This window comes from Diplocloster modestus (assembly GCF_019042245.1).
Lineage (GTDB): Bacteria > Bacillota > Clostridia > Lachnospirales > Lachnospiraceae > Diplocloster > Diplocloster modestus.
The window spans coordinates 100,897-116,096 of the sequence record NZ_JAHQCX010000005.1; the positions used below are offsets into that span (position 1 = coordinate 100,897).

Consider the following 15,200-nt stretch of genomic DNA (forward strand, 5'->3'; position numbering starts at 1 on the left):
AATACTAACCTGAAAGACTTTCTGTGCAAGATGTTAGTTTTACAGAAAGTCTATTAAATATAATGATTCAATTAGCAGAATTATCTTTATAATTGATTAAAACAGTTCATCCGTCCAGCGTATTTCAGCGTAGATTCCTGAAAGATCTCTTTTTCAAATTTATACTTTTTTTCTTTGAATATTTATGATATAATGGGCGATGTGACCAGGTGGTACACCGGGGAGACGCAGAGAAGAAGTTGCTTTAAAGCGGGGAGACGTAGCGAAGCGGTTGTAACGCGCCGCACTCGAAATGCGGTTATCGGGTAACCGGTACGTGGGTTCGAATCCCACCGTCTCCGTTTAAGCAATAGAAAGCTTTCGATTGAATCGATAGCTTTTTATTTTTTTGACACTCGACAAGCCCAAACCCTGTTCTATCTTTTCTGCCACCCGGAACTTTGCCTGCACATCAAGATGGGCATAAAATTTTGCTGTGGTCGTGAATTCGCTATGACCAAGCCAATCCTGGATCTCTTTCATTGACAGTCCAAAGTATAATAACAGGCTGGCACAACGAACAAACTATTACACCTGCTGCAGTCCAGAAAAATCATATAAGTTCCCTGGGGCTGGACCACGTCTATCCCTGCATAGAATGAAAATCATATTTAATAATTTCCTCCATCAGTGCGTTATCTGCACATCTTTACTTCTATAGCCGTTAACCGAATCGCCTCCGGCCTCCCGAATCAACTGACCCTTATCCACCAGGTAATCGATATGTGCCAATGACTCCGACATTGCAAACCATTTTTGATTATATGGAAAGTCATCCCAGGTTAAATTTCTCAACGACCAATGTATGGACTTCGCTATATCATATGCGGTAATCCCCGGATGAACCGCCGCCGTCTGACATATTTCGTCAAGCCTGCCCTTGTGATGCTGCACAATTTCATCAATTCTGCCGTAAACATTCTCTCCCATCTCTCTGTGAGCAGGAAAGGCTGTGCGAATATGCAGTTCCCGGATTTTTTGAAGACTTTCCAGATAATCAGCGAGTGGATGGGACATCTGCGGCCAAATACTGATATTCGGCGTTATGTCGAACAGAATATGGTCTCCCGAAAACAGTAATTCATGGTCAGGAAGATAAAGCACGCTATTCCCCGGCGTATGGCCAGGTGTACCGATTACTATGATCCTGCAATCTCCGATCCTAAACTCCTGGCCGCTTTTCATTACCGTAACCGGGAATCCTGGTTTAGGCATGTGAAACCAGGATTCCCGATCTGCTTCACTTAACATTTCTTTTGGGAAACCCTCATACTCAAAAATTGCATTTATATCTTCTGTGATTTCTTTCGGAGTCCGCTTACTATAATATGTATACTCTTTATCTCCCATATAAACAGGAATACCCCGCTCCACAAAATCCCATACCAAACCGATATGGTCTTCATGGTAGTGTGTCAAAAACAATACCGTGGCGGACATATCAAGCTTCAGCTCTCTGATTCCGGCCCACAGTGCCTCCCGGCATTCCTGCCGGTTAAATCCTGTGTCAATCACCAGAAATTCTCCTGCAGATTTAAGAACATAGATATTCAGATTCTTCAAAGGATTCCAGGGAACCTCAAGTCTGATCCGGTAAATATCCGGCTCTTCCCAAATATGCTCTACCATATCAAGCCTCCGCGCGATCCTTTCTGAGTTCTTCCGTGAGGGCCGGCAAAACCTCGAAAAGATCACCCACCACGCCATAATTCGCAACATCAAAAATAGGTGCGTCCGGATCCTTATTGATCGCAATAACGCAATCCGACCCGCTCATGCCGGCCAGATGCTGTATGGCTCCTGAGATCCCACAGGCAATATACAGCTTCGGCCCTACTGTTTTTCCCGTCTGCCCAACCTGATGAGCGTGTGATATCCATCCTGCATCGACGGCAGCCCGGGATGCTCCTACTGTACCGCCCAGCGCATCCGCTAACGCTTTCACCGGTCCGAAACCTTCCGGTCCTCCCACTCCGCGTCCGCCGGATACAATAATTTCCGCTCCTTCCAGATCCACATTTTCACTGTTCATATAGGTAATGAGGTCCAGGATGCGGGTTCGTATATCTTTGGGATCGATATGGATCTCTTCCCTGATAATCTCGGCCCTGTTCTCGACAGGTTCTCTTTTCTTAAATACTCCAGGGCGGACCGTACCAATCTGAGGTCTGTGATCCGGGCAGAGAATCGTTGCCATCAGGTTCCCACCAAAAGCCGGGCGGGTCCACGCCACATTTCCCGATTCCTCATCAATATCCAAAGCGGTACAGTCCGCAACCAGGCCGGTCTGAAGCCGGCAGGACACACGCGGCCCCAGATCGCGGCCGTTGTTTGTGGCTCCGATCATCATGCTGGTTGGGCCGTATTTCTTTACCAGCTTACAGATCGCCTCTGTGTATGCATCCGTGGAATATGCTCTGAGTTCAGGAGCTTCCGCTGCTATAATTTTATCGGCGCCGTGCCGGCCGGCCATATTCACTGCTTTTTCCACATTTTCTCCCAGGATGACCGCCACCAGTGAACCCCCCTGTTTTTCAGCCAGAAGCTTACCGGGTGTCAATAGTTCAATCCCCACATTCTTAGCTGTACCATCTTCATTTGTTTCCACAAATACCCATAAATCTTTTGTCATCGCTTCCATCCTTTTCCCCTCCTATACGATTGCAGCATCTCTTAACACCTGAAACAGCTTATGCGCGGAATCTTTGTTCGTCGATTCTTGAATTATGATACCGCCGGACTTAATCTGGGGCGTAAAGGTCCTCTTTACATGGGTCGGAGAGCCTTTCAGGCCAATCTTAGTCCTATCCAGATCCGGGAATGATTCCTCATTCAAAACAGGAATTTCTGCCCGGTTAGCAGCCATCTTTCTCTTAATAGAAGGGTAACGGGGATCCCATGAAGGTTTTGTAAATGTGATCAGGCAGGGCATCTCTATTCCAATCACCTGAATACCTTCCTCCGATTCTTTTTTTACCTTCAAAATGTTTCCCTCCGGTTCTGCCTCCAGGCTATAGGTAACCTGGGGGATGTCCAGATACTCGGCAATCTCAGGCCCCACCTGTGCCGTATCTCCGTCTATCGCCTGTTTCCCGCAGAAAATCGCGTCAAATTTCCCCTCTATCGTTTCAATTTTTGTAATAGCCTGGCTCAATATATAGCTGGTGGCAAGGGTATCCGACCCGCCAAAAGCCCGCCCTGATACCAGATACGCGCGGTCCGCGGCAATCGACAGGCTCTCTTTTAGAACAGCCTTAGCCTGCTCGGGTCCCATGCTGACCACCACGATTTTCGTATCCGGATTCTGATCCTTGATACGGGCGGCCGCCTCCAGGGCGTAGCCGTCAAAAGGATTTAATATAGATGGTACGCCTGTCCGAATAAGTGTATTCTTAATTGGATCTATCTTGATTGCTGTAGTATCAGGTACTTGTTTTACACATACAAGAATATTCATATTTTCCTCCAGTGGCGCATTTACCGCGTCTAAATTCTCCTGTTTAAAGTCATATTTTTTCATCTGCCGCAAATTCTTGTGCTATCCGCTTTACGGCTGCCAGATCGATCTTCCCGGTCTCAGTCATTGGGAAGGCATCCACCTGAATCACATATTTCGGAACTTTATAACTGGCCAATATCTTTTTTACATAGCTCTTTACATCCTCCGGATCAATCCTTCCTAAGCTACACTGAATCACGCAGGCCACTTCCTCCTGCACAACTTCCTCGGCAACTCCGACCACTTTGACTTTGATGATATCATCGCTGTACTGTTCGATTACCCCTTCGATCTCCATAGGAGAAATATTCTCTCCGTGCCGAATGATGATATCGCTGATACGTGTCACAAAATGCAGATAACCCCTCTCATCAAAATATCCGGTATCTGTTGTCTTGAGCCAACCGTCTGCCGTATATTTCTTTCTGTTCTCTTCCTCACAATGATAATACCCCTTCATCGTATTAAATCCTTGTACCTGGATCTCACCTGTTTTCCCCGCCGGAAGTTCACAGTCCTTTTCAAGATCCCAGATTCGGACCTTTACATAAGAAAGCGGCTTACCTACGGTTCCCGTGATGGTGGCCCAGTCGTCCTCATAAAGAGTTGTCGTGATCAAAGGGGAACATTCTGTCTGTCCATAGGCCATCGTAAAATGGTCAAATCCCAGTGTTTCTATTATCCTCTGTAGCTTTCCGGCAGAGATTCCTGCTCCGGATGTCTGTCCGATCCTCAGTGAGGAGATATCAAACTCCTCCTCGTTATAGCTGCATGCCATTAATTCCAGCATGGATGGAACAGCCATCAGCACGGTCACGTGATAACGCTCGATTGCCCTTAAGGCATCATTCGCCGTGAATCTACGCAAAATGACCGTCGGAATACCGGCGACCAGCGAAAAACAGAGCATACCGGTCATACCGGAGCTGTGGAAGAGCGGCAGCGGTGCCAGCAATACGTCATTCTCTTCATGCCCAACATGCATACGGGCGGCAAACTGCCGCGCGTTATTGAGCACGTTATAGTGGGACAGCATAACCGGTTTCGGATCTTTCGTGGTTCCCGAGGTAAAAGTGATACCAATCACATCATCGGTCTCTACCGCATTCTTATATGTCAAAAGTACAGAAAGCTCTGCTTTGGCTACCGCACTTCTTTCGCCGTATATCCGTCTCAATTCCTCAGACGTTTTCTCCATATGGCAGATCTCTTTCAGGCCGGGACATTCCCCTCGAACCTCTTCCGCCATCCCGCCATAATCAGACCCCTTTTTATACTCTCCCAGAAAGAGCTGCTCAATATTAGCTTTTTTTATAATTTTTTTCAGCTCCAAGGATCGGTAGGAATAGTTGATGACTGTCGGGACTGCGCCGATTTTCATCGCTGCGATCAGGTAAAATACAAGCTGAACCGTGTTTAACGACCAGAAACCAATATGGCACCCTTTCCGGATATTTTTATTCAACATAGATACTGCTATATGATCCGTCATCTTATCCGCTTCATTCCACGTATACTCTATTTCGTCAAATATAAAAGCCGTCCGGTTTGGATAAATCAGCGCATTTTGAGTCATACAGTCGGATACGGTATCCCGTAGCAGCGGCGTATCCTCATATAATCCATTCGTCTGCAACATTTATTTTTCACCTGCTAGGATTCTGCTGTGAAACTATTAATCGGTAACATCTTTTATACCTGCAATGACTTTTTCTGCCGCCAGCATATCAAGCTCGTCATCGGAGTAGCCATATTTCATGAGCACTTCCTTAGTATCCTCACCCAGCAGAGGTCCCATTCCCATATCGTCCATTTCAGAAGAGCCAAATCTCAGCGGTGTGCTGGGAACAAGAGGGGTGCTGCCGTCCCGCATATACATTGGCAAAAGGTAACTATTCGCCAGCGCCTGAGGATCCTTCAGGTTATCTTCCACATGATTGATCGTAGAATGGGCGATATCTGCTTTCCTCAGGATTTCCAGACAGGTATCACGATCATATTTGGCGAACTCGGCATCCAGTATCCTAATAAATTCAGTTCGGTTCTTCTGTGCCGCTGTCCTGCTCTTATACCGCTCATCCTGAATCAGATCTTCCCGTCCCAATAGCCTCATCAAATCACCGTAATGTTTTTCATGATCCACATTTGCCATGTAGAACCATTTTCCATCTCTGCACTTAAAGGAGGCCATCATGGGAAGTGCCGGTTCCAGCCGGCTCATAGGGTAACTGCCACCGGTCTGAACATCAAACACCAGATAGCTCAGGCTGTAGAGTGCCAGGCCGTACAGGGATAAGGACACCCGGTCCGCGATACCGGTTCGTTCTCTGTTAAACAGTGCCGTTCCGATCGCACCGGCCAGAACAGCACCGCAGGCCAAATCCCCGAATGCAACCGGGGGAATCAGTACATTGTTTCCCCGGTCAATGATATCCTGCATCAGACCGCTGCGCGCCCAGAAAGCAACCGTGTCAAATCCCGGATTGTCACGCTCCGGCCCCTCATCCCCGAATCCGGTGAGCGCCGCGTAGACCAGCCCGGGATACTTCCTGTGAAGCGTATCCCAGTCCAACCCCATTTTCTCAAGAGCGCTGGGACGATAGCTGGTCAGAAATACGTCCGCGTCTTCTAAAATTCTTCCAAGTATTTCCTTCCCTCTGGGATCTTTGGTGTTCAGGGCAATCCCTCTTTTCTTACGGTTATATACATTGAAGTACTCATCTCTGACTTCAATATTTCCCTGCTCATCCCGCCTGTGCCCCGGTTCCCCATATACCGGTTCCACCTTGATCACCTCTGCACCCCAGTCAGCCAGATTCATTCCGGCTGACGGACCTGCCACAAAGAAGGTGCATTCCACTACTTTAATACCAGTTAATGGTTTATTCATCTTTTCCTCCATGTGCTTGTTTCGCACCTCACTTTATCTCATTCGCTCCAGCACACCTGCGCTGACCATCAGATTAATCTGATTTGTACCCTCGAAGATAGAAAACACCTTAGCATCCCGCATCAATTTTTCTACCGGATATTCTTTCATGTAGCCGTACCCACCCATAACCTGTACCGCGTCAGTGGTCACACTCATGGCTGTCTCTGAGATAAATATCTTTGCACTCGGGCTTAAGGTTCCAAGCGGCAGTCCCCGGTCTATGGCTGCGGCTGCATAATACAGCAGAGCGCGTGCCGCATCGATACGTTTCTGCATATCCGCTAAGAGAAAGGCCAGCCCCTGATGTTTTATAATGGGCTTACCGAAAGTTACACGCACCTTCGAATATGCCAGTGCCGTGTCCATAGCTGCCTGGGCAATGCCAAGCGCATGGACCATAGTGGTGACTCTTCCTTTTTCCAACGCCTTCATGGCATAGATAAAGCCCCGTCCCTCCTCCCCGATCAGATGGGAGGCCGGTATACGGACATTAGCAAAAATCACCTCGGAAGTAACAGATAATTTCAATCCCATTTTATCTTCGGTTTTACCGATCTGAACCCCCCTCTCTTTTTCCACCAGAAATGCGGATATCCCTTTGGTTCCCTTGCTTTTGTCCGTATAGGCAAATACCAGGAACAGGTCGGCCAATGCTCCGTTTGTAATAAAGCATTTGGTCCCGTTAAGCACATATTCATCGCCTTCCCGGACGGCGGTTGTAAGTATATTGGCGGCGTCCGAGCCTGCCTGCGCCTCCGTCAGGCAGAAGCTGCAGATAGACCCCGCCATTATCCGGTCGGCATAATACTTCCGCAGATAATCCGGAGCGTTGGCTTCCTCAAAGATACCGAACTCACCGCTAGCCAAAGCGAAGTTGAAGGAAAAACCTGCATCCACTTTTGCTATTTCCTCGTATATTGCCATTTGTGTAGTATAATCAAGCTCTAATCCGCCATATTTTTCCGGAATACTCATACCATAAAACCCAGCATCTCTGAGGGTTTCCAAGACATCGCGCGGGAATTCCCCGGTCTTATCCAAATCCGCGACGCGGGGGGCAAGCTCAGTTTTTACGATCTGCGCCGCAAGTTCCGCCAGCTCACGCTGTTCCTCATTCAATAATATATTTGTGCTGCTCATCGCTTAAACTCCATTTCTAATTAACATTTTTAACCGGCAAATTAACAATTCATAAATTCTGGAGAACGTTTCTCCAGAAACGCCTGGCTTCCCTCTTTGAGATCATGGGTGGGAACCAGCATGCTGACCAGATTCTGTTCCAGATCCATCGCATATTCAAGTCCTATCTCCGGGCCTATATTGATGCACCGCTTGGAATAGGCTACGGCCATCGGGGCATTGCTAAGGATCCGGCTCATAATCTCTTTTGCCTTTTCCATCTCCTTCCCCGGGACTTCCACATGGTTCACCAGTCCCATCCCAAGCGCCTCCTGGGCCGACAACATCTTTCCGGTGAATATGATTTCTTTCGCGCGTCCCGCACCCACCAACCGGGTTAACCGCTGTGTCCCCCCATAGCATGGAATGGCTCCGACTTTAACCTCGGGGAAACCAAGCTTCGCATGATCCGCGGCAATTCTGATATCGCAGGACAGTGCCAGTTCCAATCCGCCTCCAAGGGCAAATCCATTGATAACGGCGATTACGGGTTTTTCCAGATTCTCCACGCGGTTGAAAAGCTTCTGGGAATAAGCCGTGATCTTTCTCGCCTGTTCTACGGTTGACGGGAACTCGGAAATATCAGTGCCACTGGAAAACGCTCTACCGCTGCCGGTAATGATAACTCCCCAAATGCCATCATCCTGCTCAATCCGCGATACCGCATTTTCCAGCTCATGTTTCATGCTTATACAAAACGAATTCAGCATATGGGGCCGATTCAGCGTGAGATAGGCAACTTTGTCTTTTACTTCATACATCAGATCCTGGTATTCCATTTTCAAGGATTCCTTTCCCATTTCAAGAATTTTTCAACTATATTTATCTGCACAGATCTCTTCCTATTACCATCCGTTGGATCTGATTTGTCCCCTCCACGATCTGATAGGTCTTGGCATTCCGAAAATACCGTTCCACCGGATATTCCCTGGTCAGGCCATAGCCGCCCAGAATCTGCACAGCATCGGTGCATACTTTCATGCAATTATCGGTAGCCACCAGCTTTGCGATAGATGCTGCACGGCTGCAGGGCATTTGATTGTCAATCAGTGACGCCGCGTGATAAACCATCTGGCGGGCGCTCTCCACCGCTGCCTCCATATCGGCCAGCATAAACTGAATTCCCTGGAACTTACAGATCGGCTGTCCAAACTGATCCCGCTCCTTTGCATACTGAACCGCATAGTCCAATGCCCCCTGGGCATGGCCTATCGCCATGGCCGCCACTTTCACCCGACCGCGGTCCAAAGTCTGCATCGTAAGTTTAAATCCTTCATTTTCATTTCCCAGAAGATTGCCAGCCGGAATTCTGACATTGTCGAAAGTGACCACGCAGGTGTCGCCACAGTGAACACCCAGCTTCTTTTCCCGTTTACCGCGGCTGATGCCGGGCCGGTCCCCTTCCACGATGAAGGCGGAGATTCCTTTAGAGCCTTTTCTTTTATCTGTGGATGCAAATACGATAAAGTAATCCGCGATACTCCCATTTGATACAAATAGCTTCATTCCATTGAGAACATATTCCTCACCATCCCGGACCGCCGTGGTCGCGATCGCGCTGACATCGGAACCGGCATTGGCTTCCGTAATGCACATCCCGACAAAAGCGCCGTTCGCCACTTTATCGTAGAACATTTCCTTCTGCTCCTGCGTGCCTCCCAATTCCACAACTTTGCAGGCAATACTTCCCGCGTTAATGATACTTGTGAAGGCATCATCGACCTTGCACATCTCCTCGATCAGCATTACATAGGTTAAAAAGTCAAGTCCGGCTCCACCGTACTCCTCCGGAATATCCAATATATGCAGACCGATATCCAGGGCCTTGTGAATTGTTGCCATGGGGATTTTTTCTTCTTCGTCATACTCCGCCCGGATCGGTAATACTTCTTTTGTAAAAAAATCCTTTACCAGCTGAATATAACCTTTTTGATCTTCTGTTAACAAATACTGCTGCATGTTACACCTCCATTAATGTAATCATCTTCTATACAGAGATTGATTTTCTGAATGAAAATATCTTCATTGTATCAATCATCAATCCCAGATTCTGTCTGGATTATAGACAAGATTGCCGATTTTTCCGTCCAATCTCGCATAACTACTCACGCCATTATTTTCAAACGCTTTTGCCACCATCCCTTTCGTTTGAAGGAAATCAAACGCCACCTTGTCGTCGCTACCGCTCTTGACCAGTTCACAAACCTCAAGTACCTCGTCAATCAGGGTAACCGGCGCTATTATGTTCCCGTGTGACATGTACACCTGATCATATCTCCCCTCCGTCCGCTTACCGGCAGCCCTCAAATTCCGTTCATAAGTGGAAAGTCCCAGGCAGGAATCTCCCTGCAGCATAGTAAAGTACGCACACGCATCTCCTGTAATCAGTGCCTGGTCTTCACAAAGCAAAAACATCATGGAGCCGGGTGAATGCCCTGCGCAGGCAACCGTCTCAATTGTAAGCCCACCCAGGTCAAAGACATCCCCATCGTTCAGGTCCTGGAAGCTATCCGCAGGTTTGACAGGAATGTAATCCGCTTCCTCTACCTCAACAAACCTGGGCGAGGCAGACAGATAATTCTTTCTGACTTCCATTCCCGAATTCTCAATATATACTCCCTTGTCCTTATAACTTATGTATACCTCTTCAAACTGAGCCGCTCCCATCGCATGATCCACATGTCCATGTGTGATCAAAACCATAACCGGTAGTTGTGTCAGGGATGCGACACAACTTTTCAGATCGCCGACACCGCTGCCGGTATCGATCAGGGCTGCTTTCTCTTCCCCTTCAAGCAAGTACATTTGCTCACCTGCTATTCCAGTAATTCTGGTTATATTGTCGCTGAGCTTCCTTGATTCGAATCTTACCATCTCAAATCTTCCTTTCCGTTTCGGAATAGTTACTGTCGAATTATTGTAAAATGCCATATGGTTCAAAGATTGGTAAGCGAAATCAGCCATGCCTTTTCAATATTATAACTGTTTCCATTCCTTATAGATTTCTTTCTGCATTTCTGTTGATTCCCTCTCACCCACTTTGATCGCTGGCATCACACACTCCTGCCAGATCCGTTCAAACGGTGTCAACGGCTGGAATACAATATAGCTGCCGGCCACATCCCTTAATTTAATGTCCGTAACCTTTTCAACTATTTGAACCGCTCTTGGGTTCGATACCACCTTGACGACGTCTGTCTGCGGGCCAATCATATAAGGATTCTCACAGAGGATCTCCACACTGACCGTCTGGGATATATTAGCAGAAGAGTTTCCCACCAACAGTAAAAATTCACCCGGCTCCGCAGCCCATTTACCCAGCCGGCAGTCATAGCTTGCAAAGTCCTCTTTTTTCAGGGTGAGGAATATCTCCTTTTCTTCTCCCGCCTCCAGGTAAACCTTCTGAAATGCCTTCAGCTCTTTCACAGGTTTTTCCAGCGTTGCTTCCACATCATGAATATAGAGCTGTATTACCTCGGCTCCAGCCATGGTTCCGGTATTTTTCACAGAAACGGACACTCTGACCTCGTCCTCGTCCACATTTACACTGGCAGGCGCACTTACGTTGGTGATATCGAAGGTGGTATAGGACATCCCGTATCCAAAGGGATACATGACCTCGATTCCTTTTCTCTCATAATAGCGGTATCCCACAAAGATCCCTTCGCCGTACCAGACTTCGCTGTTATAGCCCGGAAAATTGCCATAAGTCGGGCAGTCCTTATATTTCTTCGGGAAGGTCAGAGGCAGTTTCCCGGACGGATTGACCTTGCCGAACAGGATATCCATCGCCGCCTGTCCTCCCTGCATACCGGGAAGGAATAAGCACAGGATCGCGGCCGCCTTAGGTTCCCAATCTACGATCTGAACCGGTCCCGCCACATTGAGTAAAACAATCACCGGCAGATTTCTTTCCTCTGCCGCCTGAACAGCTGTGTCCAGCGCCGCCCTGTCCTCCGGCTCCATAAGCATATTCGGACGGTCAGCACCCTCCTGTCCCCTGGCGCCAACTGTTACGATCACTGCACCCGTGTCTTCTTTTATCTCTCCAAAGCAGACGTTCTCTTCCCCAAGTGCAGCTACAGCGCATTCATAAACGCTGGTGTTCAGCGAGGTGTTCACCGCCGCGCTGCCGGCGCCGCAGGCGATCATCTGTTTACTGCACTCCCCATAGAAAGCAAGTCCGGTACCTTTTTTCAGCGGGAGAACTCCATTATTTTTCAGCAGCGTGATGCCTTCTTTCGCTGCATGATATGCTGCATCGATTCCCTCTCGCATGTCAAACGCAGTTCTTCTTCCTTTCATGGCCGGAGTCTCCAGAACAATCTTCAGGAAGTTTCTGACGCATTCATCCAAGTCTTCCTCTTTTAACATTTTATTTTCCACCGCTTTGACCAGCGTATTGAATTGCCGCGGTCCCGGCATAACCAGATCATTTCCTGCGGCGCAAGCCTCAACCTGGTCGTATGCGGCAGACCAGTCTGTCACGACAAAGCCGTCAAACCCCCACTCTCTTCTCAGCACGTCCTGCAGCAGCCATCGGTTCTGTGCACAGGGCACGCCGTTGATTTTATTGTATGCCGACATAACCGTTTTACATCCCGCCCTAACACAAGCCTGGAAACCAGGTAGGTAGATTTCCCTTAAGGCACGCTCCGATATATGTTCATCCACTCCCATGCGGTCCGTTTCCTGATTATTGGCTGCAAAATGTTTCACATTAGCGATAACCCCCTCCTCCTGGACTCCTTTCACCAGTGACGGAGCCAGTTTGGAAGCCAGGCACGGATCCTCGGAATACCCCTCAAATAACCGTCCATTCAAAGGATCCCTGTGGATATTTACATTCGGGGAACCCAGCAGCACATCCACTCCCCGCATATTTGTTTCTTTTCCCAGGGCATGGCCGCACGCCTCGATCACGGAAGGATTCCAGGTCGCGCCCATGAGCATCCCCGGGGGATAACAGCCGTATTCTTTTTCTTTCAGAGACGCATTTGCATACTCAGATCGTTTTTGCCATAGATCCGGATCACTCAGTACGATCTCGAGGCCTCCCATCCGTCCGACACACTCCTCATCGTCAATGGGATTTCCTTCCTGTTCCCGTTTTTTTGCATACTCCTGGAATACTTCCTCCAAATAGAACTGGTTGGTGTTAAACCCGGTACCGCCGTCCAGTAACAGCAGTTTAGGTATCCCATACTTTTCCATAGACCTGGAGTAGAAGGAACTGCCTCCCGTAATACAAGCTGCCTTCTCCTCCACCGTCATCTCACTAATTATTTTCTCAATGGAACCCACATCTTTTAATTTTGTTGCCATACTGTACATCGCCCTCCATCTTACAAATATTGTGTTCTTTCTTATAATTTTACGGACAAAGGGTGCAGGCGCACTTTGCATGCCTGCACCCCGATTATGTATCAATCAGAATATTCTTCCGCTGCAAGAAGTTAGAGTAATCAGTCCGTTAAAAGCAGCTCCATCACATACATTTCAAGTTTCTCGTAATTGCGCTCCTTAATGCACTCTGCCTGGAAAGCGCGGTCAAACTTTTCAACCTTCTGCTCCATCATCATTGCCAGCTTCATGGAATTCTGGATATGGCGATACTGATCATCCGGCTTCTGGGTACGCATAGCCTTTACGTCCAGGCCCACCATCTCACCGTTTGCACCGTAATTATGATCACACAGCACCTTGATCTGGTTAAAAGCGTTTCTGAGGTTCTCGGAACCGAAGGTCTTATCCTGATCATAGCGGCAGCCGTTCTGGTCGTTCAGATGTACGGAACCCAGTTTTCCAAACTTCAGGGCGAAGGCCATCTCATTGGCAGGGTCCAGTCCTGCCAGAATCGCATGTGCCGACTCCAGCACGGCACCCACACGGGACGGATCCTTAGACGCGGCGGAAACTGCCATGACATGCCCGATGGTACCGCAGTAACTACGATCGATAGGCTCATTGGGCTTGGATTCAATCAGGATCTTAATCTTGGAATCATAGGCCAGCATCTCATCGATGGACGTAATCAACTGTCCGATCTTCTCCACCGGGTCCTTACTCTCTGCACAGAGGGTCCCCTCCCTGGCCAGCCACAGAACCACGTTCTTCGCACCCAGGGCGTTCGCGATATCGATGGATCGCTTAGCCCGCCACATAGCGAATTCATAATCTTCCTTACTGTTGGATGTAAAACCGCCGTCCGTGGTATGGGGATCCATCCACAGTCTGGGCGCCACGAATTCCGCTGTCATACCGTACTTATCCAGCATGGACTTCACGTCCTTCGCATAGTCGATGATCTGTTTTTCACTCATGTTATTCATATCCGGAACCGCGTCATCATCGTGAAACTGTACGCCGGACAACCCGATCTCTGCAAACTTCTTTACCTTCGTCTCCAGATCTATTGTCTCGCGGACGCCCGGTCCGAAGGCTTCCACCCCTTCATTGACATTCCAAGGACCTGCTGTAAATTTGAATCTTGATTTCATTTCTTTTTCCTCCTATTATTTAAATTCTTCCTTATATTTTCGAATACTCTTCATTCGCCTGTTCCGCGATTCTCTTTCGTGACCGGATCCGTTCCAGCAGTCCGGCATTGGTAGAGTAGCTTACTACCACGAACAGAAATACACCGGTCAATATTCCCCTTATCTCAGAGCTGAAACCACAGGCAACCAGGCCGGCGCTCAGCATACGGATCGTAATCGTGCCTATAATAATCGCCACATTATAATTAATATATCTGGCCAGCACCTGTGCCACGAATACACCCATTATCCCGTCAAAAATCATACTTGCAGAAGCAAAGCCCGTAACTCCGGTCACCGATACGTTTGCCGACATATGTACGATACCTGCGACTCCCAGGAATAATCCGGAAAGAACGAACGAAATAAACTTCGTTTTGTCGATATCGATTCCCGCGCTATCCGCGATTTTTATATTTGCCCCGATCGCCCTCATATTTGCTCCCAGTGTCGTGCAGCTATTTATATAAGCAAATATGGCAAACATGAGGATAACAATGATGTAACACCAGGGCGCAGATCCCAGATAGCCGTCCAGCAAACTGATCTTACCCGTACCGTCTTTTATAAAGATACCGGGCAGAGCCTCCACCACCATGGCCATCCCCAGGGAAAGCACCAGGCAGGGAACCCGGAACTGCCGGTAGAGGATTCCCATCAGCGTACACAGGATGATCCCGATCAGAATAGAAAACACGCATAAACCCGGGATACCCATATTAAGCTTGCCGGCAAACATGGCCCCAAAGATGGCGCATGCATACACAACCGCGCCTGCCGAGAAATTCCACATATTCATAGTCATCCCAAAGGACAAGGTCATGGCCAGTATCAGGGGAACTACTGCCGTTCTTAAGACGGACAGAATACTGGTCAGTGTCGCAAACCGTCCCGCAGTAATGATTGAAAAGATTGCCCATACAGCCAGAGGCAGAACAAACGCTTTACACCAATTTATTATCTTTGCTTTTTCTTTCATTTTGCATTCTCCATCTCATATCCGTCCGGGGCT

General features: G+C 48.3%; 12 protein-coding genes and 1 tRNA gene. 1 reads left to right on the top strand and 12 read right to left on the bottom strand.

The annotated features are described in order from the left end of the window. The first annotated feature begins 253 nt into the window (after window positions 1–253). A tRNA-Ser gene (locus KTH90_RS09205) sits at window positions 254–341 on the top strand. A gap of 325 nt (window positions 342–666) precedes the next feature. On the opposite strand, the gene KTH90_RS09215 is transcribed toward KTH90_RS09205, so the two are convergent. The 12 genes from KTH90_RS09215 to KTH90_RS09270 all read right to left on the bottom strand — a co-directional run bounded on the left by KTH90_RS09215 (window position 667) and on the right by KTH90_RS09270 (window position 15,167). After that, the gene (locus KTH90_RS09215) at window positions 667–1,668 is read right to left on the bottom strand and encodes an MBL fold metallo-hydrolase (protein ID WP_238726677.1); all 1,002 of its coding nucleotides are present in this window, start codon (window positions 1,666–1,668) and stop codon (window positions 667–669) included. A 1-nt stretch (window position 1,669) separates the two neighbouring features. Continuing rightward, window positions 1,670–2,680, bottom strand: coding sequence for an electron transfer flavoprotein subunit alpha/FixB family protein (locus KTH90_RS09220; RefSeq protein WP_158351090.1), 1,011 nt, complete (start codon window positions 2,678–2,680; stop codon window positions 1,670–1,672). Between the two features lie 12 nt (window positions 2,681–2,692). Next, window positions 2,693–3,496 carry an electron transfer flavoprotein subunit beta/FixA family protein gene (locus tag KTH90_RS09225; protein ID WP_158351091.1) on the bottom strand — a complete coding sequence of 268 codons (804 nt, stop codon included), beginning with the start codon at window positions 3,494–3,496 and terminating at the stop codon, window positions 2,693–2,695. Window positions 3,497–3,545: 49 nt separating this feature from the next. Beyond that, entirely contained in the window at window positions 3,546–5,177 is a 1,632-nt protein-coding gene (locus KTH90_RS09230; protein WP_158351092.1) for a class I adenylate-forming enzyme family protein, read from the bottom strand. Between the two features lie 36 nt (window positions 5,178–5,213). Next, the gene (locus KTH90_RS09235) at window positions 5,214–6,428 is read right to left on the bottom strand and encodes a CaiB/BaiF CoA transferase family protein (RefSeq protein ID WP_238726678.1); all 1,215 of its coding nucleotides are present in this window, start codon (window positions 6,426–6,428) and stop codon (window positions 5,214–5,216) included. Between the two features lie 33 nt (window positions 6,429–6,461). Next, entirely contained in the window at window positions 6,462–7,610 is a 1,149-nt protein-coding gene (locus KTH90_RS09240; protein ID WP_158351094.1) for an acyl-CoA dehydrogenase family protein, read from the bottom strand. Between the two features lie 41 nt (window positions 7,611–7,651). Continuing rightward, window positions 7,652–8,428, bottom strand: coding sequence for an enoyl-CoA hydratase/isomerase family protein (locus tag KTH90_RS09245; RefSeq protein WP_238726679.1), 777 nt, complete (start codon window positions 8,426–8,428; stop codon window positions 7,652–7,654). A 43-nt stretch (window positions 8,429–8,471) separates the two neighbouring features. Next, window positions 8,472–9,608: an acyl-CoA dehydrogenase family protein gene (locus tag KTH90_RS09250; protein ID WP_158351096.1), complete on the bottom strand. Its 1,137-nt coding sequence runs from the start codon at window positions 9,606–9,608 to the stop codon at window positions 8,472–8,474. Window positions 9,609–9,686: 78 nt separating this feature from the next. Beyond that, complete coding sequence (locus tag KTH90_RS09255; protein WP_238726680.1) at window positions 9,687–10,454, bottom strand: MBL fold metallo-hydrolase; 768 nt, start codon at window positions 10,452–10,454, stop codon at window positions 9,687–9,689. A 171-nt stretch (window positions 10,455–10,625) separates the two neighbouring features. After that, window positions 10,626–12,974: a beta-glucosidase gene (locus KTH90_RS09260; RefSeq protein ID WP_238726681.1), complete on the bottom strand. Its 2,349-nt coding sequence runs from the start codon at window positions 12,972–12,974 to the stop codon at window positions 10,626–10,628. Window positions 12,975–13,114: 140 nt separating this feature from the next. Beyond that, the gene (locus tag KTH90_RS09265; protein ID WP_158351099.1) at window positions 13,115–14,149 is read right to left on the bottom strand and encodes a TIM barrel protein; all 1,035 of its coding nucleotides are present in this window, start codon (window positions 14,147–14,149) and stop codon (window positions 13,115–13,117) included. A 31-nt stretch (window positions 14,150–14,180) separates the two neighbouring features. Next, entirely contained in the window at window positions 14,181–15,167 is a 987-nt protein-coding gene (locus tag KTH90_RS09270) for an ABC transporter permease (protein WP_158351100.1), read from the bottom strand. Window positions 15,168–15,200 lie beyond the last annotated feature (33 nt).